Origin of the sequence: Flagellimonas flava, assembly GCF_900129665.1 — a bacterium.
Taxonomy (GTDB): Bacteria; Bacteroidota; Bacteroidia; order Flavobacteriales; family Flavobacteriaceae; genus Flagellimonas; species Flagellimonas flava.
Window position 1 is genome coordinate 44,011 of record NZ_FQWL01000008.1, and the last position, 19,417, is coordinate 63,427.

Below are 19,417 nucleotides of genomic sequence, written 5' to 3' on the forward strand. Positions count from 1 at the left end.
TATTGTATTTTTGCACACCATTTTACACAAGCATGCGCACAAAATCGCTTAAGAAGAACAAAATCAATGTAGTAACTCTTGGATGTAGCAAAAATGTCTACGATTCAGAGGTGCTCATGGGACAGTTGAAGGCCAACAACAAGGAAGTTGCCCATGAGGAAGAAGGCAATGTGGTGGTGATCAATACTTGTGGATTTATTGCCAATGCAAAGGAGGAGAGCGTCAATACAATTTTGGAGTACGTCCAGAAAAAGGAGTCAGGGGAGGTGGACAAGGTTTTTGTGACAGGTTGCTTAAGTGAGCGGTACAAACCCGATTTAGAAAAGGAGATTCCAAATGTGGATGAGTATTTTGGAACAAGTGACCTTCCCAATCTGTTGAAAGCCCTTGGAGCGGACTATAAACATGAACTTATTGGAGAACGATTGACCACTACTCCCAAGAACTACGCGTATTTAAAAATTGCCGAGGGCTGCGATAGACCCTGTTCCTTTTGTGCCATTCCCTTGATGCGTGGTAAGCACAAGAGCAAACCCATAGAAGAGTTGGTGGGTGAATCTGAAAAATTGGCCGCCAAAGGAGTAAAGGAGTTGATTCTGATTGCCCAAGACCTTACCTATTACGGCTTGGATTTGTATAAAAAGAGGAATCTCGCTGAACTACTTCAGGCCTTGGCCAAGGTTGAGGGCGTGGAATGGATTCGATTGCATTATGCCTTCCCAACGGGATTTCCAATGGATGTTTTGGAGGTAATGCGAAAAGAACCAAAAATTTGCAATTACATTGATATTCCCCTTCAGCATATCGCGGACCCTATCTTGAAAAGTATGCGCAGAGGAACAACCAAGGCCAAAACCACAAAATTATTGGAAGAGTTCAGGGCTGCCGTTCCTGAAATGACCATTCGTACTACTTTGATCGTGGGCTATCCCGGCGAAACCGAAGAAGATTTCAAAACCCTGAAAGAATGGGTAAGGGAAATGCGATTTGAACGCTTGGGATGCTTCACTTATAGCCACGAGGAAAATACCCACGCCTATACCTTGACCGATGATGTTCCAGAGGAAATAAAGCAGGAACGGGCCAATGAGATTATGGAACTCCAATCCCAAATATCTTGGGAGCTCAACCAAGAAAAAGTAGGTAAAACATTTCGATGTATCATTGATCGTAAGGAAGGGAACCATTTTGTGGGCCGTACCGAATTTGATTCCCCGGATGTTGACAACGAAGTCTTGATTGATGCAACCCAACATTACGTTAAAATTGGGGAATTTGTGAACATAGAAATCACGGAAGCTTCAGACTTTGATTTATACGGAATTCCAGTATCGGTTGTCCAAGATTCCTAGCTTGACAAATATCATTGCTGTTTTATTAGATTCATTGTAGCTTTGGTTTGTTTGTAGCAAATCAAAAAGATAGCAGCATGGAACATGACTCTAAAACTAGTAAGGTCAAGATTTGGGTCACCGTTTTGAGGGTACTTATCGGGTGGCATTTCTTGTACGAAGGGATTGTTAAATTATACAATCCAGATTGGACATCATTTGGGTATTTGGCTTCTTCACAAGGCCCGTTGAAACCACTTTTTTCAATGTTGACACACCCATCGGTAATCACTTGGGTAGATGCCCTGAACATGACGGCCTTATTGGTCGTGGGCATTACGCTTATTCTTGGAATATTTGAGAAAAAGGGCGCATTGGTTGGAATAGGTCTATTGAGTCTCTATTATCTGGCGCACCCCTCCTTGCCAGGCCTACACCAACTTAATGTGGAAGGAAATTACTGGTTGGTTAACAAAAATCTGATAGAATTGACAGTCTGTATTTTGCTGTACCACTATCCTACAGGTCACTTTTTCGGCCTGGGCTATTTTAGAAAAGAACGATTAACCAAAATTGAAAAATCATGAAGTGGACTAGAAGAGACTTATTGAAAGGCTTAGGTGGACTTCCAATTTTAGGAGCTGTTTGGTGGGCTGGTGCCGCAAGCGTGGCCTATGGGAGAAAGAAACGATCAGAGATTTTGGAACAATTGAATATTAGGCCCTCTTTGCCCCCCACTGTTCCAGAAATCACCGGTGAACCGGTTAGGGTAGGAATTATTGGTTTTGGAATACGAGGCGAACAATTATGCCGTTCCCTAGGGTTTGCAACGAAGGAATGGATGGAGGAAATGCGATTGGCAGCGGAAGAAGATCCTGCCAATAAAGCCCTTGAAGATTTTTTGAGCCAAGAAAAGTTGAACCTTAAGCTGGTAGGCGTCTGCGATATTTTCGATTATCGAGCAGAAAAAGCCCTGAAGTCATTTTCCAGTCCTGATAACACTATCAAAAGATATCGAACCCATCAAGAAATGATTCGAAGCGGTGAGGTAGATGCCGTGGTGATAGCCACTCCCGATCATTGGCATGCTCCAATGGCCATTGAGGCGTTGAACAATAATGTTCATGCCTATGTGGAAAAACCTATGACCCATACCGTTGAGGAAACTTATAGGTTAAGGGATGCCGCAAAGGCCTCTAAGGCAGTTTTGGCCGTAGGGCATCAGCATAGGCAGACTTTAAGTTTTAGCACCGCTAGAGACATTGTTGAGAAAGGTACTTTGGGGCATATATCCCTTATACAGACCAATACGAACAGAAATGATGACAATGGCGCTTGGAACTACGATATCCATGAACAGGCCAACCCCCAAACCATAGATTGGGAACAATTTTTGGGCACTGCACCCAAAATACCGTTCAACAAGAACCACTTTTTTAGATGGCGCAAATGGTGGGCCTATGGCTCAGGTTTGTCCGGTGATTTGTTGACGCATGACTATGACCGATTGAATTGTGTCCTCAATATGGGGATTCCTGAAGCTGTTTCAGCGTCCGGAGGTATTTATACCCATAACGATGGTCGTAATGTTCCGGATGTATTGCAGGTGAACATGGAGTTTCCGAATTTTTCAACAGGAAGCAGCCAAGTGAAGGGCAAGGAAAAGGGAATGACCTTCTGCTACAGCGCCTCCTTGGGAAATGCATTTGGACGTCCAACAATTTTGATGGGACATGATGCAACGATGGAGTTGGGAAACCGATTGACGGTATGGCCCGATGGTGCTTCTACCCGGTATGCAGAAATGCTGGAGGAAGGGAAAATGAAACCTAACGTACCTATCTATCAGTACAATCCTGCCGCCAACGTGCCAGATGCTATTTCATCCGCCACTTCCCAATATTTTGCGGATAAGGGATTGATGTGGACCTACATCAATGGAGTTCGGGTCGATTCTACATTTTTACACATGCGGGAATGGTTGAGCGTTATCAAAAATGGTGGTAAAGTGAGTTGTGGTATCAAGGAAGGTTTTGAAGAAGCTATCGCAGCGCATATGGCAGGTCTTTCCTGGAAATTAGGCCGACGAATTGAATGGGATACCGAAAAAGAGGAGTTGAAACCTATTGAGGGAATCAACTTTGATGAAGTGCTCCTATCCAATGGGGAATGGGAAAGTCCAACGGAAAACCTAGAGGTTTGACCCCAGACTACATATTTACAAATTCAAAACCTGACAATGGGATGTTCCTAAGGTCAAATTCGGTTTCATTAAGCAATATACCGTGCTCCAAATAGGCTTTTAAGTTGGCTAGCCAAAAGGTCCATCCATTGCTGCAGCCATGATGGATATTTAGTCTGCTTTCTTCATCGGTAGGGATTTGATGTTGTTTTAAAGTAACCAAAACGGCCTTGTCATGGTCCTCTAAGGTTACGGATACTTTACTGTCCGTAAAGGAGATTTCCATAAAATCAGTGCCATTGGCCATATGTACTGTGCCTTTTTCCACCCCATCCCAATTGTGCCACTTCCAGGTATAACTATCCCCAGCCTGTATGTTTTCTCCTGGTTTTCGCCGTTCACCATTTGGTGAAGTGTAAATGGCACTCTCCAGAAACCATGAAGTTATGCCTTCTTCGGTGCCCCAGCACCAATACAATTTCTCCTTGCTAGCTTTGATGTAGATTTTTTTGTTGAAACAATCAAATGATAATTGGCTCATCGTTTTCGTTTTAGTTCGTAAGCGTAAAGTTCCCTTCCCAATTCTGCCAAAAATGGGATTCCAATTTCATCGTATTCATAGAAGTTATCATTAAAGATACCATCTTTGTTCACCAAAATGGTGGCGGTAACCATAAAATCGATATCGTTTTGAGTGTCTTTGATATAAGCGCAATCGGTTAGTGTGCCATACGCATAACCCACTTTGTTGTATATCTTGATATGTTCTGGAATGGGATCGGTGCTATCCCCGAACACTAAGAATTTCACATAACTATCATAGTAAGTGTTGGAATCGTAGCCTACCTCTTTGGGTAGGGTATGCATGGCGGCCAATAGAAGATGGCGCTGTTCGTCCGTAATCTGAAAACGTTCTTCCATGGCAAAAGCTTCTGGAAAAATAACCCGCTTTAACAACCCATGCTGTGCTTGTATGGGATAGTAGTTCTTCAACGAGAAATCGAAGGGCTCTCTATGCAAAGAGTCATCCGTATAAAATCCTGTGCCTTTTTCAACACCTAGGATATCTAATGGTGAAGGATAGGTGTTGATGATGGATTTGGAAACTGAAGTGGTGGAATCGTTTATATAAATCACCAAAGGTCTTGTCGTGGCATCATCCGCATTTGGAGTGGAAAGCCGGTGGGCTATTCTGATAGGTGCAACACCTTTATGCGCCATCCTTTGGTTGAGGTCATCTTGGCCCAAAAACTCCAAGAGTCGATTATTGGCAGCATTGTCCGAAACCGCAAAAATCTCTGAAACGGCTTTAGCAATTGTCGTTTCCACAGAATCCCCTTCAATATAGAATATGGTCCGTGAGGTTAAAGAATCAATTTCACTTACTTTTTCCAGGGCGGCAACGACAGCAGGAAACTTTACGGTGCTTGCAGGATAGAAATAACGATTGGGATCAACTTGGAAATCAAAATCTGTGAAGACAATACTGTCGTTTTCACGATTTATCTGTGTGTACCTTATCTGAACTTCATGTGCCTCAAGGTTGTCCACAACCCTTTTAATTTTAGGGTTCTCAGAACGGAGCACCATTTGTAGTGGATTCTCGTTCTTACTTGTTTCGGTACAAGAAAAAAGGAATAGTACCGCGAACAGAATAAAAAGTACTGACTTTCTAGGCATCATCCAGATAAATTTCACCTCGATGTGGTTTTAGGATATCCTTTACTTCTTTTAATTCAAACTCGGCAACCACCATATAGGTAATACTGTGTGTATCACTCAAGTGATTGAATCCGGTAATATCAAATTTGAGCTCTTCAATGACAATGAATTCTTCCAAATGTTTTTGGTAATGCTCTGCAGTTCTGGCAGCTCCAGGTCCTCGAAAATCCCAAATAATCTTAATTTTTCTGTCAAGTACGGGTTCCATAGAAGTTAGATATCTAAGACTGAAGTTCCATTTTCGGCAAATGCTTTAAAATCCTGCAAATACTGCATGGATTGTTTTTTGAAGGCACCTGGCATCAAAAAGCCCATTAATTTCATCCCAAATCCGGAAAATTGAAATTCGCTTTCGGATATCCATTTGGTCTTCCCACCTTCTTCTTTAAAGTGATTTTTTTGAATGTTATGGACACCCTTGGTGTCGTATGTAGCGTGCAATGCGGTGGGCAAGTCTCTTCTAATGATGGTTTCAACCATTTCCAGGTCCCGTTTACCCATTTTGTACTTTAGGTTCATTTGGGCTCCCTCGTTACCTGGTGTTCCGGTAAGGTGCTCGTAAGCCACTAGGCCTCTCTGCCAGTGCTTCATATTTTCGGGATTGTCCAATTTTTTAATGAACTCGTCCCGCGGAAGATCCACGATAATTTCACAGGTATACTTCATTTTAGTTGGTTATTGTACTAATGTAATAAATATATGGTTCGCTAGGCCTACTAAAAATCTGTTAACTCCTTCCCATACTTCTTGTGTGGGTTTAAGTTATTGTTATTTTTGCGCAATGCTTTTTCTTAAGAAAAATAAGGCGGTCCCCATCGCCATGGCTGGACTTATGTTGTTAGCATCATGCGATTCCCTTTTTAGGGAAAAAGTGGAAAAGGAGCCACTTGCCAGGGTTGGGGAGCAATTTTTGTACAAGGAGGATATGGCACCCTTGATTCACCCTGATATGACCGAACAGGACAGTGCCTTGTTCGTGACCAATTATATCAACAATTGGGCCTCTAAACAATTGCTATTATCCAAATCCAGAATCAATCTGCCGGAAGAGAAATTGGCTGAATTTGATCGTTTGGTGTCCGATTACAAAGCTGACCTATATACTAGGGCCTATGTGGAGGCATTGGTGTTTAAGGATCAAGACACTGCCATATCCACTACCCAATTGCGGCAGTACTACGAAAAGGAGAAGGAAAATTTCAAACTTAACGAAAAGTTGGTCCAGCTAAGGTTTATTGGAATGCCCGCGCAATTTTTGGATAAGGATGAGGTGGTTTCCAGAATGAAAAACTGGGAGGATATTGATAGGAACTATTTGGATTCCATTGCAATGCAGTTTAAAAAGATTCATTTCAATGATTCTATTTGGGTAAGTGCCTCCCGTGTAATGGAGGAAATACCGCCTTTAAACCCCTTGAACGAGGAGGACTACTTAAAAAAATCACAATTTTTTGAAATACAGGATTCCTTGGAGGTATATTTGGGTAAGGTGACCGATGTGCTGGAAATTAACGATATAGCTCCTTTTGAATATATATCACCGGATATTAAGCAGCTAATTTTGAACAGAAGGAGAATGGACTACATTAGAAGGCTGGAAACGGAAATTATTGATGAAGCGATACAGAAGAATGAATTTGAAGTTTATGGAAAAGATGAATAGAAACCTGTGGATAATGGCGTTTTTTGCGTTGGTGGGAATTTCCAATGCCCAAGAAAACGATGTGGCACTAGTGACAAAAGACTCCACCGAGTCGGTTACCAAGGTTAAACTGGATGGCATCGCTGCGGTGATTGGGGATTATGTAATTCTGGATTCCGATGTTGAAAAGACGTTGATTGATTTAAAAAGCCAAGGTGCTTCCACTGAAGATATCACTAAATGTAGTCTACTGGGGAAGTTGATGGAAGATCGACTTTATGCCCATCAGGCCGTACAGGATAGCTTGCTGGTTTCCGATGATCAGGTGAATGCCCAAAGTGATAGACAAATTCAGCAATTGGTTTCCCAGGTAGGTTCTATGGAGAAGGTGTTGAAGTTTTATAAGAAATCCGATGTGGAAAGTTTTAGGGAGGAACTTTTTGAAATCAACAAACTAAGGATGCTTTCCGAGAAGATGCAGACCAAAATTGTTGAGGAATTGGAAGTGACCCCAGAAGAGGTGAGACAGTTCTTCTACAAAATTCCAGAGGATGAACGCCCTGTTTTTGGAGCGGAATTAGAGATAGCCCAAATTGTGAAGCAGCCTACAGCTTCGGAAGATGAAAAGCAGAAAATTATAGACCGGTTGAATCAGATCAAGCAGGATGTGGAGGACAACGATGCAAGTTTCAACGTAAAGGCCATTCTGTATTCACAAGATCCTGGATCAAAGTCAAAGGGAGGTTTTTATAGCATGACAAGGGAAACTCCATTCGTAAAAGAGTTCAAGGATGTCGCCTTTAGTTTGCAGGAAGGTGAGATTTCCGATCCGTTTGAAACCGACTTCGGATATCATATCATATATATTGAAAAAATAAGGGGACAGGAATTGGATTTGAGACATATTCTTTTGATTCCCGAGATTCCGCAAAGTGCTATAGATGATGCGGTAAAGGAGTTGGATAGTATCCGTCAGCACATTTTGGACGGGAAATATACTTTTGCTGATGCTGCATTGAATTTTTCGGATGAAAAAGAAACCAAAAACGATGGTGGTGTTCTTAGAAATCCAATCAACTATGGGTCCCGTTTTGAACTGACCAATATGGACCCTGCTTTGTACAATCAGGTAAGGAATTTAAAAGATGGTGAGATTTCCAGACCACTGCGGGAGGATGATCAGCGCGGAGGCCCACCCAAGTTCAAGATCATGAAGATTTCCAATAGATATGATGAACACAAGGCCGATTTTGCAAAAGACTACCTAAAGATCCAAGAACTGGCTTTAAGGGAAAAGCAGTTTAAGGCTATCAAGGAATGGATGGACGAACATATTGAGGATACCTACATACATGTAAATACCGGAAATAGGGGATGTGATTTTGCAAATAATTGGTTAAAGCAATAAGTGCATGTCAGACGTTGCAGCAGTAGAGAACCTCGTACAAAAACATCAAGCGCTTAAGAACGAAATTGCCAAGGTCATTGTTGGCCAAGAAAAAGTAATTGAGCAAATTCTACTTTCCATCTATACTGGAGGACATTCCTTGCTCATTGGTGTACCTGGTTTGGCCAAAACCTTAATGGTAAATACCATTGCCCAGACCTTGGGGTTGGATTTTAAAAGAATTCAGTTTACTCCTGATCTAATGCCCAGTGATATCTTGGGTAGTGAGATACTGGATCAGAACAGAAACTTTAAGTTTATCAAGGGACCTGTGTTTGCCAATATTATATTGGCGGATGAAATCAATAGAACTCCACCAAAGACCCAAGCCGCTTTATTGGAGGCCATGCAGGAACGTGCGGTTACCATAGCCGGGGAACAGCATAAACTGGACATGCCCTATTTTGTCTTGGCGACCCAGAATCCAATAGAGCAGGAAGGCACCTATCCGTTACCTGAGGCCCAATTGGACCGCTTTATGTTCGCTATAGAATTGAAGTACCCATCCATAGCGGAGGAAATACAGGTCGTAAAGTCAACTACAACAGATGATAAAGTGGATATTCAAACCTTGTTTTCCGCTGACGAAATTGTTGCGGTCCAACATTTGGTACGACGGATTCCCGTGCCTGACAATGTTATTGATTACACAGTGCGTTTGGTAAACAAGACCCGTCCAGGATTGCCAGATTCCTCCGATTTTGTAAACAATTACGTGGACTGGGGTGCTGGTCCCCGCGCTTCTCAAAATTTGGTTTTGGGAGCAAAAGCACATGCAGCGATCCATGGTAAGTTCTCTCCCGATATTGAAGATGTCAAAGCGGTTTCCATGGGTATCTTAAGACATCGAATCCTTAAAAACTACAAAGCTGAGGCCGAAGGTATTTCAGAAGAAAAAATCATCTTAGAATTGTTATAAATTCAATAAGAGACCGACTTATTTAGAGGATTCTAATTCCTAAATCGTAGGTAAATTAGTAAATTTACCGAATTACAAACTTCTTAAATCCAAACTGCAGAATGGCATTTGACATTGACATGATCAAGGAGGTATACGCCTCAATGGGTGAGCGTGTAGGAAAAGCCCGCGAATTAGTGGGAAGGCCGTTGACCCTAGCTGAAAAAATATTGTATTCACATTTATGGGAAGGTAAACCAAGCCAAAAATTTACCCGAGGGAAAGATTACGTGGATTTTGCCCCTGACAGGGTAGCTTGTCAGGATGCCACAGCCCAAATGGCTTTGCTTCAATTTATGCATGCAGGTAAGCCTAAAGTGGCTGTGCCAACTACTGTACACTGTGATCACTTGATTCAAGCCAAAGTTGATGCCAAAACAGATTTGAAACGAGCCAATGAGACGAGTAATGAGGTTTTTAACTTTTTAGAATCCGTATCCAACAAATATGGGATTGGTTTCTGGAAACCAGGCGCCGGAATTATTCACCAAGTAGTTTTGGAAAACTATGCTTTTCCTGGTGGGATGATGATTGGGACTGATTCGCACACCGTTAATGCCGGAGGATTGGGCATGGTTGCTATTGGAGTTGGTGGTGCTGATGCTGTGGATGTAATGGCTGGAATGGCTTGGGAACTAAAGTTCCCAAAATTGATCGGGGTTAAACTGACCGGAACATTATCCGGATGGACGGCTCCAAAAGATGTTATATTAAAAGTGGCCGATATCCTTACCGTTAAGGGTGGAACAGGGGCCATCATTGAATATTTTGGAGAGGGTGCCACCTCAATGTCCTGTACAGGAAAAGGTACCATTTGTAATATGGGAGCTGAAGTTGGGGCAACCACGTCTACTTTTGGGTATGACGAATCTATGGACCGATACTTGAGATCCACTGATAGAGCTGATGTGGCGGATGCCGCAAACGAAGTCAAAGAGCATTTAACGGCTGACCCGGAGGTCTATGCCAATCCAGAGAGTTACTTCGATCAAGTAATTGAAATTGACCTGACCACATTGGAACCCCATTTGAATGGACCATTTACCCCAGATTTGGCCACACCAATCTCTAAAATGAGCGAGGCGGCGAAAACTAACGACTGGCCCCTGAATGTTGAGGTAGGACTTATTGGTTCCTGCACCAACTCATCCTATGAGGATATTTCAAGAGCTGCTTCCTTGGCGAAGCAAGTAGCCGATAAAAATCTAAAGACAAAATCTAAATTTACCATTACACCGGGATCTGAACAGGTGCGATATACCATCGACCGGGACGGATATATAGATACTTTCAATGCAATTGGGGCAACGGTATTTGCAAACGCCTGTGGACCTTGTATTGGTATGTGGGATCGCTATGGGGACAAAGCCGCAGACGGACCAAGAAATACGATCGTGCATTCATTCAATAGGAACTTTGCCAAACGGGCCGATGGAAACCCAAATACCCTGGCTTTTGTCGGTTCACCGGAATTGGTCACTGCTATAGCCATTGCGGGACGATTGGATTTTAATCCAATTACAGATAAGTTGATCAACGAAGAAGGCGAAGAAGTGATGTTGGATGAGCCAAGAGGATATGAGTTGCCTCCAGAGGGATTTGCTGTTGAAGATGCTGGTTTTATTGCGCCAATGGAGGATGGAAGTGGTGTACAGGTGGTGGTTTCACCTTCGTCTGAGCGATTGCAGTTGTTGGAACCTTTTGTGCCAATAGCGCCAGATAGCCTTAAGAATGTTAAACTATTGATCAAGGCATTTGGCAAATGTACTACCGACCATATTTCTATGGCAGGACCATGGTTACGTTATAGAGGTCATTTGGATAATATTGCCAATAATACCTTGATTGGAGCCGTCAACGCATTTAACAAGCAGACCAATTTTGTGAAAAACCAGCTGACAGGAGAGTATGGTGCTGTGCCAGATACACAACGTGCCTATAAGAAAGAAGGTATTCGAACCATCGTTGTTGGAGATCATAATTATGGTGAAGGTTCTTCAAGGGAGCATGCGGCCATGCAACCTAGACATTTAGGGGTTGCCGCGGTATTGGTAAAGTCTTTTGCGCGAATCCATGAGACCAATTTAAAGAAACAGGGGATGTTGGCCTTGACCTTTGATAATGAGAACGAATACGATTTGATTCAGGAGGATGATACCTTCAGCTTTGTTGATATTGAAGAATTTGCACCAGGGAAACAGCTGACCTTAGAGGTTACCCATAAAGATGGCAGTTCTGATACCATCAAGGTGAACCATACCTATAACGCTTCACAGATAGATTGGTTTAGGGAAGGTTCTGCTTTGAACATGATTAAAAAGGAAAACGCTTAGACTCCTAAACGGATAAATGAAAAAACTCCTGATTTTGTTTCAGGAGTTTTTTAGTTTTGAGACCAAACCAACCAGATGAAGAAGGGTAAAAAGACTATAATCAACATTGTTCTCATTCTTTTCATAGTCTCATTTTTTGTCACCCCTTTGGGACATTATGGGAAAATACTTTTAAACCGTGCCTTTTCGTTTTCTCCTCCAATTATTGAAGTGTCACAACGCGAGAAATTGGGTGACTATGATTGGAAATTAAAGGATGAGGAATGGAATTTTTTCAATTTTGAGCGCTCTGAAGGTCGAGTTGTATTTATCAACCTTTGGGCCTCTTGGAGATTGCCTAGTGAAGCGGAATTGTCAAGTATTCAGAAAATGTATGATGACTACAAAGGGAAGATGGATTTTTATATTATCACCAATGAGAACAGGCCGCCCGTTGAGGAATTTATGGACAAACATGGCTTTACGTTTCCTGTCACGTATTTGATCATTGGAGAAAAGATGCCCATAAATCCAAACGAGGTTCCTTCCTCCTATCTCATAGACAAATCTGGAGATATTGTCATCTACAAAAAGAAAATTGCAAATTGGAGTACGTCCAAAGTTTATGCACTTCTAGACGAATTGATTGCCGAGTAAAGAATGGGAATGAAACTTAGCAAAGAGCAGATTGGGAATGTGGTCTGGATTGTGGTGATTTTGCTCATCCTATTTACACCTATAGGTTTCCATTTGAAGGTATTTGTAGGCAAGTTATTTTCGGGAACGGCAGATGTGATAGCGGTTGAAGACCGGGAGATGTTGGAAAGCTATAATTGGCAGCTTCAGGATATGAAAGGAAATCCGGTCAACTTCAAATCCTTCGAAAATGAAGTTGTTTTGGTAAACTTTTGGGCAACCTGGTGTCCACCATGTGTTGCAGAAATGCCCAGTTTGGCAAGGCTTCACTCGGATTATAAGGATAGGGTTATCTTTGCCTTTGTGGCCAGCGATGAAAAAATCAAGGTTTCGAAGTTTTTGGATAAAAAAGGATACTCTTTTCCAGTATATTTTGAAAACACAAAGACTCCGGATGTGTTGGTGTCGAGCAGTATACCAGCTACCTATATCTTGGATAAAAAGGGGAAAGTTGTTGTAAAGGAAATCGGGGCAGCCAAATGGGATGCCCAAAGTACCAGGGATTTATTGGATCAGTTACTTGCGGAAGATCAATAACTATTTCTTAAAATATTTGAAAGGAACCACTAGCATTCCAAAGCATTCACCATCCTGTTTTCCCAAATGTTTATGATGGATTTTGTGAGCCCGCCTAACTCCCCGAGCATACCAATTATTGGCATTTCTAAACATTTTAAACCGCTGGTGGATAAAAATATCGTGTACCAAAAAGTATGCGATTCCGTAAGCCAAAATCCCAAGACCAAGGGGCCATCCATACCAGAAAGTGGTTTCTGCTCCTAAATAGAAGCATATCATGCTGACCACGGCATAAAAAATAAAAAAGGCATCGTTACGCTCAAACCAGGAATCGTGGTCTTTTTTGTGATGATCTCTGTGCAAGCTCCACAAAAAACCGTGCATCACATATTTGTGCGTAAACCAGGCCATAAATTCCATGGTGGAAAAAGTGCCTAAAAAAATGAGAATCCAAAGTGCAACTTTCATTTAAAACAGCTGTAGTTTATAGTTTACGTAAGATTGGGCCAAAAGTCCTAATTTTTGGTAGTCGGGAACCCTTATTCGGGTATTTTTTATTTCCAAAGGAGGTGTGCTTTGTAACTTTTGCAACAGTTTTTTATAATACTTGTAAGCAGTGTATACACCAAACTTGGCTTGCTCCGGCAGTTTTACGATTCCTGAGTACCCAAGGGCAAAATCAGCTTTTATCTCATCCACAATTCTTTTTTTGGAGGCTTCATCCAACTCCATTAGATTGGTATTGGGGAAGTAAGTACGCTCTAAATCTTCAAAATCCGCCTTAAGATCCCTGAGGAAATTTACCTTTTGAAAGGCCGAGCCCAAAGCCATGGCAGATTCTTTCAACTCCTCATATTTGTTTTTATCCCCATCTACAAAAACACAAAGACACATCAGTCCAACTACATCGGCAGAACCATAGATGTACTCCTTGTATTCGTTAAAACTGAGGTATTCTTTTTTCGTAAGATCCATCCGCATGCTCTTCATAAAAGCCTCCACCAAATGATGCGGGATATCATATTTATGATAGGTATACTGAAACGAATTTAGAATGGGATTCAAACTTATTTTGTTTGAGAGTGCTTTTTCCAGGGCGAGTTCAAAGTTATTGAAAAGCTCTTCCTTGTTGTAATCGTGAAAAGTGTCCACGATTTCGTCCGCAAAACGCACAAAACCATAAATGTTATAGATATCCTGTCTTATAGAGGTAGACAGCATTTTTGTGGCCAATGAAAAAGAAGTGCTATAGGATTCCGTTACAATTTTACTACAGCTTCGGGATACATCATCAAAAATAGTTTTCATGTTCTCAAAGTTTTTTAATTAGTAGGTCAGAAACCAACTTGCCCGAAATTAGCGAGGGAGGAACCCCTGGCCCAGGTACTGTGAGCTGACCCGTAAAAAATAAATTTTTAACCTTGCTACTTTTGAGGTTAGGTCTTAGAAAGGCAGTTTGTCTGAGCGTATTTGCCATTCCATACGCATTTCCTTTATAAGAATTGTATTGCTCAATAAAGTCGTTCACACAGAAGCTCTCTTTAAATATAATGGAATTTTTAATAGCTTCTCCCGTGCGGGCGGCGAATCTATCCATCACAATATCAAAATATTGCGCTCTCACTTCTGGAGTGTCTTCCAATCCCGGAGCAATGGGTACCAAAAAAAATCCGGTTTCACACCCGCTCGGAGCCATGGTCTCATCGGTTATAGATGGGAAGTTTGCATAAAAAAGTGGTTCTGAAGGCCATTGCGGCTTATCGTAAATTTCGGCGGCATGTTTTTCAAAATCTGTATCAAAAAACAGATTGTGATGGTTTACGTTTTTTAGTTTTTTATTGAATCCAATATAAAAAAGAAGTGATGATGGGGCGTAGGTTCTATTGTTCCAATAAGCCTCTGAATATTGCCGGTATTTTGGGTCAAGAAGGGTTTCTGAATGATGGTAATCCGCTCCGCTGATGACAAAATCGGAGGTTATCTTTTTTCCCTTGCTGGATATGCCGCAGATGACCCCATCCAAGACCAAAATGTTGTTCACTGGGCTGTTTGTATGTATTTTTACACCTAACTCCTCAGCCAAATTGGCCATTGCTTTGATGATTTCATACATGCCTCCCTTGGGATGCCAGGTGCCCAATCCAAAATCGGCAAAGTTCATAAAGCTATAAAACGAAGGTGTCTTGCTCGGTTTAGCACCCAAAAACAAAACTGGAAACTCCAGTGTTGAAATCAATTTGGGATTTTTAAATCGCTTGCGAACTTCCTGACTGATAGTCTTAAAAAATTGGTCTACCCTAAAAATGGTATCCTTGGTAACCAGTTCAAAAGGGGAGAGACCAGGTTTTAGCACCACTTTGTTTATGGCTATATCGTAGTTTTCTTGCGCCTGATCAATGAATTTTTTTAGGTGAATACTACTACCTTCCTCAATCCGCTCGAATTCCTGACAGATTTGCTCCATACAATCTCCAATTGTTATGGTGTCGTCTTTAAAGAAGATTTTATAGGCTGGATTTAACTTATCCAAATGGTAGTAGTCCGATGTGCTTTTTCCGAAGTCGGCAAAGAACTTTTCAAAAATGTCGGGCATCCAGTACCAGCTTGGCCCAATATCAAAAGTAAACCCATCACGAACAAGTTGTCTAGCCCTACCACCAACGGTATCGTTCTTTTCAAAAATTTCTACTTCCATACCCGCTTTTGCAAGGTAGCAGGCCGCAGAAAGGGACGAAAAACCAGAACCAATGACGATAGCTTTTTTCATGTTTATGTTGGGGGAACTACAAGTTGTTGATTAACTGTTCAATGGAGGAGAAGGTCATAATGTCCGCCGGAAGCTCTTCTTGGGTTATATGCTGTATTTGATGCCCCAGTGCATAAAGTTTAGAAGTCCCGGAAGTATTTAATGTATCAGAGAATTTTTGAAAATAAGCCGCTAATTCGTCTTTTGTAGGGGAGACGGTGAAATAGGAAACGAAATGGATGTCGTTATAATACTTCAATAAATCTATCAAACTCTCTATGGGCATGGTTTGTCCAAGATAAATGGTTTTGTAGCCCTGTAGGGCAATCTCATAGTTAAGATAGAGCAATCCAATCTCATGAATTTCATTTTCGGGGAGGAACAAGGCGAACACCTTGTCCTTTTTTGTCGGCTCCAGGGATTGGAGCTTTTCCGTGTTGATATAGATTTTCTGCTTGATCAGATGCGAAACAAAGTGCTCATGGGCGGGACTGATAGTATCTGTTTGCCACAATAGGCCCAATTCATTTAATAATGGTATCAGAACCTCGTTGAAAATATCCCGAAACGATCGTTCGGAAAGTAAACTATTATAAGTGTTTTGAAAAAGCACTTGGTCAAAATTGACCATGGCCAGTTTAAAAGCATTTATGGCATGGTGCTTTTCACTGCTATTGGATACAATCTCACGCACCAAAACAGGAATTCTTGGTTCTTCTAATTTGGCGATTTTAGAAATTTTATATCCGTTGTTGTATAGCAGGGTAACGTTCAGCAACTTTTGCAAGCTCGCCAAACTGTAGGTTCTAATGTTGGTACTTGTTCTTTCGGGAGTAAACAGATTATATCTTTTTTCCCAGATTCGGATGGTATGAGCTTTAATTCCGGAGAGGTTCTCCATATCCCGAATACTGAAAGATTTTTTTACATTGTTCATCTTTTCCAAGTAATTGTTAAACAAATTTACAATTTTAATGATGCCATCCTAGTATATGGTCATAAAATTTGGGAGGACTTTAAGGAAAAAACATGGATTTTGAAGAAAAACAGGGGATTTTATAGCGAAAAGGGCCATAAACAAAAAAAACCGCAAAAATGCGGTTTAGTGCCCACGACTGGAGTCGAACCAGCACGTCCTTTCGAACACTACCCCCTCAAGGTAGCGTGTCTACCAATTCCACCACGTGGGCTTTAAAAGTGTATTTGAAAACCAGGAAACCCCATGATTCTAAAAACGTGAGGGCAAATATCGGTAAAAAATGGCTTGTTGCGCAAGCTAATCAGTGTATTTAATTGGAGGATGAAAAGAGGCTGGACTTAAGTTATAAGGTTGCCCTGTTCATCCCATTCGGCTATTACCGCGCGTTTACTCTGATCCACACACTTTGCCAACCATTCCTCATCATATGCAACTCCATGTTGGGCCAATACATCTTCCGGGACTCCATCCCAGACATTGGGCATATTCCCCTTGTATCCCAATTCCTCAATCCCAATTTTTGTACTGTAATACCCAGACAACGTAAGGTTACGCATTAGTGTAAAGAATTGTATTTCCAACGGATGTTGGTCTTGGGGAACGGACGGGTCTGGATAGGCTATGGTATCCAGTATGTTTTTTTGTTGTGCCTCAGAGGCAACTTTGAACTCCAAATTGAACTCTGTATTGCACTTATGGTCCAACCACATTAGACCACCCCTTAATGGGATTTGCAATTCAGGGATATCTTTGGACATAAACTCTATGAAATCGGGAACTTCCGCATCAAGGGCGCCTTTTAGTCCGTCATCCGAGGGTAATATCAGGTTGCACAATACAGCAATTGTTTCCATTTCATGATCGTTGAAGAAAACTTCTTCCATGAGTTCTTGGTCACGCTGCACCTCTTTTGGCGTTCTACCATAGGTATAACTTTTAAGCACCGTACTTTCTTCAGCTATGGCTTCTGATTTTGGACTGCAGCCATGGACTGCAAGTCCACCTGCAACGCCACCCAATAGAATCGATTTTAAACTCTTTCTTCTATCCATGGCTAAATGTTTTGTTGTTTGAGTTGTTCAATGATAAAATCCGATGTTCTCCATGAAAGGGCCAAAATGGTCCAAGTTGGGTTCTTGTCCGCTTGGGATACAAAAGGTCCGGCATCAACAATGAAGACATTTTTTACATCGTGCATTTGCTGATAACTATTTACGACGGAGGTCTTTTTATCATTCCCCATCCGTGTGGTTCCCACTTCATGAATGATCTCTCCAGGGGCCAAAATTCCGTAGTTTTCATCCTCCCCGGGTTTTTTGCCTAAAGACTCGCCACCCATATTATGGATGATTTCCTCAAAGGTGTCATGCATGTGCTTCACCTGTTTTATTTCATGATCTGTCCATTTGTAGTGGAACTTTAGCACAGGAATGCCATATTCATCAACCTTTGTTGGGTCTATTTCACAATAGTTGCTCTTTTGTGCAACAGATTCCCCTCTTCCTGAGATACCTATCGTGGAACCATAATATTTTTTAACGTCTTTTCTTAAATCGTTCCCGTAACCACCAACAGTTAGGCCAAAGAATTTATTGAAATCATTTACATTGAATCCAAAGCCATAGCCGGGCATACCCAATCCACCCCACATTTCAATATGGTAACCTCTCGGGAAATCAAGTTTTTCGTTTTCCAACCACCAAGGGGTGTAAACATGCATTCCTCCAACACCATCTTCATTGTAAGTTTTACGATTCATCAAATCTGGAATAAAGGACACGCGACTGCTTCCGGTGGAATCATGGAGATACTTGCCCACAATATCACTACTATTCCCCAAACCGTTGGGATGCTGAGAACTTTTGGAATTCAGCAGGATCCTTGCAGAACTGCAGGCGGAAGCGGCCAGCACCACAATTTTTCCTTTCAGTTTGTATTCCTTGCGATCTTCTTTATTGATATAGGATACTCCGGTTGCCCTGCCTTCATCATCTGTGGTAACCTCTCGTACCATGCAATTGACAAACAAATCTATCTGTCCACCACTTTTTTGAGCTGGGAAAATCAAGCAGGTTCCTGAGGAGAAGTCAGCATAAACCTGACAAGCCCTTGAACATTGCCCGCAATAGAAGCACACTCCCCGCTCGTTGTTTATTTTTTTTGTGAGCATAGACATTCTGGATGGGTACACCGGAATATTGGATTTACGTGCCCCTTTGATGTAAAACAACTCATGCAGTCTTGGTTTCGGGGGAGGGAGGAAAAAGCCATCAGGGTCATTGGGCAATCCTTCATTGGTGCCAAAAACACCGATTAGCTTGTCCACTTTATCGTAATAGGGCTTAACATCTTCATAGCCAATGGGCCAGTTATCCCCAAGACCGTCTTGGTCTTTTCGCTTAAAATCTTTTGGCCCAAATCGCAATGAAATACGCCCCCAGTGATTGGTTCTGCCACCCAGCATCCTGGAACGGAACCATTTAAAATCAGTGTCTTCCCCATTGGTGTATGGCTCGCCCTCTATTTCCCAACCACCATAGGCAGAATCAAAATCACCAAAAGGACGGACCGTACTGGCTCCCCTACGAGGAGATTCATAGGGCCACTTTAACTGGGTCATTTGTTCTGGGTCTGCGGGGTCAAAAAAAGGTCCAGCTTCAACAACTGCTACTTTAAGGCCTGCTTCTGATAGGATTTTGGTTGCCATTCCACCTCCGGCACCGGAACCTACGATAATAACATCGTAGATTTTGGAAGATTCTTTAATCTGCATCTATAGAATTATTACCTAAGCAAAATATAAAAATTCCAGACGGCTTTTTAGTTTTTTTCGCTTATCGACGGTAAAATTCAAGTATTTGACAACAATTTAAGAGATAAGAT

General features: G+C 41.8%; 19 protein-coding genes and 1 tRNA gene. 9 read left to right on the top strand and 11 right to left on the bottom strand.

Translation table 11 applies throughout. The features are described from left to right. Positions 1–32: 32 nt before the first annotated feature. The 3 genes from rimO to BUC10_RS16235 all read left to right on the top strand — a co-directional run bounded on the left by rimO (position 33) and on the right by BUC10_RS16235 (position 3,534). A complete protein-coding gene (gene rimO / locus BUC10_RS16225) occupies positions 33–1,352 on the top strand; it encodes a 30S ribosomal protein S12 methylthiotransferase RimO (RefSeq protein WP_073181606.1) in 1,320 nt (439 codons plus the stop codon). A 77-nt stretch (positions 1,353–1,429) separates the two neighbouring features. Next, positions 1,430–1,918, top strand: coding sequence for a DoxX family membrane protein (locus BUC10_RS16230; protein ID WP_073181608.1), 489 nt, complete (start codon positions 1,430–1,432; stop codon positions 1,916–1,918). After that, positions 1,915–3,534: a Gfo/Idh/MocA family protein gene (locus BUC10_RS16235; RefSeq protein ID WP_073181610.1), complete on the top strand. Its 1,620-nt coding sequence runs from the start codon at positions 1,915–1,917 to the stop codon at positions 3,532–3,534. The genes BUC10_RS16230 and BUC10_RS16235 overlap by 4 nt, the downstream gene beginning before the upstream one ends. A gap of 7 nt (positions 3,535–3,541) precedes the next feature. On the opposite strand, the gene BUC10_RS16240 is transcribed toward BUC10_RS16235, so the two are convergent. Genes BUC10_RS16240 through BUC10_RS16255 form a run of 4 tightly spaced genes read right to left on the bottom strand, consistent with a single transcriptional unit; the run spans position 3,542 to position 5,901 of the window. Then, entirely contained in the window at positions 3,542–4,054 is a 513-nt protein-coding gene (locus BUC10_RS16240) for an SRPBCC family protein (RefSeq protein ID WP_073181612.1), read from the bottom strand. Next, a complete protein-coding gene (locus BUC10_RS16245; RefSeq protein WP_245812846.1) occupies positions 4,051–5,211 on the bottom strand; it encodes a serine hydrolase in 1,161 nt (386 codons plus the stop codon). Before BUC10_RS16245 ends, BUC10_RS16240 begins: the two co-directional genes overlap by 4 nt. Continuing rightward, positions 5,186–5,443: a hypothetical protein gene (locus tag BUC10_RS16250; RefSeq protein ID WP_073181616.1), complete on the bottom strand. Its 258-nt coding sequence runs from the start codon at positions 5,441–5,443 to the stop codon at positions 5,186–5,188. Before BUC10_RS16250 ends, BUC10_RS16245 begins: the two co-directional genes overlap by 26 nt. Before the next feature lie 5 nt (positions 5,444–5,448). Continuing rightward, positions 5,449–5,901 (bottom strand): SRPBCC family protein, encoded by a 453-nt coding sequence (locus BUC10_RS16255; protein ID WP_073181618.1) that lies wholly within the window; start codon positions 5,899–5,901, stop codon positions 5,449–5,451. A gap of 115 nt (positions 5,902–6,016) precedes the next feature. On the opposite strand from BUC10_RS16255, the gene BUC10_RS16260 reads away from it, so the two are divergent. From BUC10_RS16260 to BUC10_RS16285, 6 genes are all read left to right on the top strand, one after another. Then, positions 6,017–6,898, top strand: a complete 882-nt coding sequence (locus BUC10_RS16260; protein ID WP_073181620.1) for a peptidylprolyl isomerase — start codon at positions 6,017–6,019, stop codon at positions 6,896–6,898. 13 nt (positions 6,899–6,911) lie between these two features. After that, positions 6,912–8,285 (top strand): peptidylprolyl isomerase, encoded by a 1,374-nt coding sequence (locus tag BUC10_RS16265; RefSeq protein ID WP_245812847.1) that lies wholly within the window; start codon positions 6,912–6,914, stop codon positions 8,283–8,285. A 4-nt stretch (positions 8,286–8,289) separates the two neighbouring features. Next, positions 8,290–9,243, top strand: a complete 954-nt coding sequence (locus BUC10_RS16270) for an AAA family ATPase (RefSeq protein ID WP_073181624.1) — start codon at positions 8,290–8,292, stop codon at positions 9,241–9,243. Between the two features lie 101 nt (positions 9,244–9,344). Further along, positions 9,345–11,615, top strand: coding sequence for an aconitate hydratase (locus BUC10_RS16275; protein ID WP_073181626.1), 2,271 nt, complete (start codon positions 9,345–9,347; stop codon positions 11,613–11,615). Between the two features lie 75 nt (positions 11,616–11,690). Further along, a complete protein-coding gene (locus BUC10_RS16280; protein WP_073181628.1) occupies positions 11,691–12,251 on the top strand; it encodes a TlpA family protein disulfide reductase in 561 nt (186 codons plus the stop codon). Between the two features lie 9 nt (positions 12,252–12,260). After that, on the top strand, positions 12,261–12,827 hold the full coding sequence (locus BUC10_RS16285) for a TlpA family protein disulfide reductase (RefSeq protein ID WP_073181725.1): 567 nt from the start codon (positions 12,261–12,263) through the stop codon (positions 12,825–12,827). Here BUC10_RS16285 and BUC10_RS16290 read toward each other — a convergent pair whose 3' ends face one another. The 7 genes from BUC10_RS16290 to BUC10_RS16320 form a co-directional block, all read right to left on the bottom strand. Further along, positions 12,828–13,277, bottom strand: coding sequence for a sterol desaturase family protein (locus BUC10_RS16290; protein ID WP_073181630.1), 450 nt, complete (start codon positions 13,275–13,277; stop codon positions 12,828–12,830). Next, complete coding sequence (locus BUC10_RS16295; RefSeq protein WP_073181632.1) at positions 13,278–14,117, bottom strand: phytoene/squalene synthase family protein; 840 nt, start codon at positions 14,115–14,117, stop codon at positions 13,278–13,280. A 4-nt stretch (positions 14,118–14,121) separates the two neighbouring features. Next, positions 14,122–15,576: a phytoene desaturase family protein gene (locus BUC10_RS16300; RefSeq protein WP_073181634.1), complete on the bottom strand. Its 1,455-nt coding sequence runs from the start codon at positions 15,574–15,576 to the stop codon at positions 14,122–14,124. A gap of 16 nt (positions 15,577–15,592) precedes the next feature. Then, positions 15,593–16,492: a MerR family transcriptional regulator gene (locus tag BUC10_RS16305; protein WP_073181636.1), complete on the bottom strand. Its 900-nt coding sequence runs from the start codon at positions 16,490–16,492 to the stop codon at positions 15,593–15,595. Between the two features lie 169 nt (positions 16,493–16,661). Continuing rightward, positions 16,662–16,745: transfer RNA gene (locus BUC10_RS16310), tRNA-Leu, on the bottom strand. A 127-nt stretch (positions 16,746–16,872) separates the two neighbouring features. After that, entirely contained in the window at positions 16,873–17,586 is a 714-nt protein-coding gene (locus tag BUC10_RS16315) for a gluconate 2-dehydrogenase subunit 3 family protein (protein ID WP_073181638.1), read from the bottom strand. 2 nt (positions 17,587–17,588) lie between these two features. Beyond that, the gene (locus BUC10_RS16320) at positions 17,589–19,307 is read right to left on the bottom strand and encodes a GMC family oxidoreductase (protein ID WP_073181640.1); all 1,719 of its coding nucleotides are present in this window, start codon (positions 19,305–19,307) and stop codon (positions 17,589–17,591) included. Positions 19,308–19,417 lie beyond the last annotated feature (110 nt).

Coding starts and splice junctions, on each gene's coding strand:
- rimO (WP_073181606.1), top strand. CDS start 33: ATGCGCACAAAATCGCTTAAGAAGAACAAAATCAATGTAGTAACTCTT.
- BUC10_RS16230 (WP_073181608.1), top strand. CDS start 1,430: ATGGAACATGACTCTAAAACTAGTAAGGTCAAGATTTGGGTCACCGTT.
- BUC10_RS16235 (WP_073181610.1), top strand. CDS start 1,915: ATGAAGTGGACTAGAAGAGACTTATTGAAAGGCTTAGGTGGACTTCCA.
- BUC10_RS16240 (WP_073181612.1), bottom strand. CDS start 4,054: ATGAGCCAATTATCATTTGATTGTTTCAACAAAAAAATCTACATCAAA.
- BUC10_RS16250 (WP_073181616.1), bottom strand. CDS start 5,443: ATGGAACCCGTACTTGACAGAAAAATTAAGATTATTTGGGATTTTCGA.
- BUC10_RS16255 (WP_073181618.1), bottom strand. CDS start 5,901: ATGAAGTATACCTGTGAAATTATCGTGGATCTTCCGCGGGACGAGTTC.
- BUC10_RS16260 (WP_073181620.1), top strand. CDS start 6,017: ATGCTTTTTCTTAAGAAAAATAAGGCGGTCCCCATCGCCATGGCTGGA.
- BUC10_RS16265 (WP_245812847.1), top strand. CDS start 6,912: ATGGCGTTTTTTGCGTTGGTGGGAATTTCCAATGCCCAAGAAAACGAT.
- BUC10_RS16270 (WP_073181624.1), top strand. CDS start 8,290: ATGTCAGACGTTGCAGCAGTAGAGAACCTCGTACAAAAACATCAAGCG.
- BUC10_RS16275 (WP_073181626.1), top strand. CDS start 9,345: ATGGCATTTGACATTGACATGATCAAGGAGGTATACGCCTCAATGGGT.
- BUC10_RS16280 (WP_073181628.1), top strand. CDS start 11,691: ATGAAGAAGGGTAAAAAGACTATAATCAACATTGTTCTCATTCTTTTC.
- BUC10_RS16285 (WP_073181725.1), top strand. CDS start 12,261: ATGAAACTTAGCAAAGAGCAGATTGGGAATGTGGTCTGGATTGTGGTG.
- BUC10_RS16290 (WP_073181630.1), bottom strand. CDS start 13,277: ATGAAAGTTGCACTTTGGATTCTCATTTTTTTAGGCACTTTTTCCACC.
- BUC10_RS16295 (WP_073181632.1), bottom strand. CDS start 14,117: ATGAAAACTATTTTTGATGATGTATCCCGAAGCTGTAGTAAAATTGTA.
- BUC10_RS16300 (WP_073181634.1), bottom strand. CDS start 15,576: ATGAAAAAAGCTATCGTCATTGGTTCTGGTTTTTCGTCCCTTTCTGCG.
- BUC10_RS16305 (WP_073181636.1), bottom strand. CDS start 16,492: ATGAACAATGTAAAAAAATCTTTCAGTATTCGGGATATGGAGAACCTC.
- BUC10_RS16315 (WP_073181638.1), bottom strand. CDS start 17,586: ATGGATAGAAGAAAGAGTTTAAAATCGATTCTATTGGGTGGCGTTGCA.
- BUC10_RS16320 (WP_073181640.1), bottom strand. CDS start 19,307: ATGCAGATTAAAGAATCTTCCAAAATCTACGATGTTATTATCGTAGGT.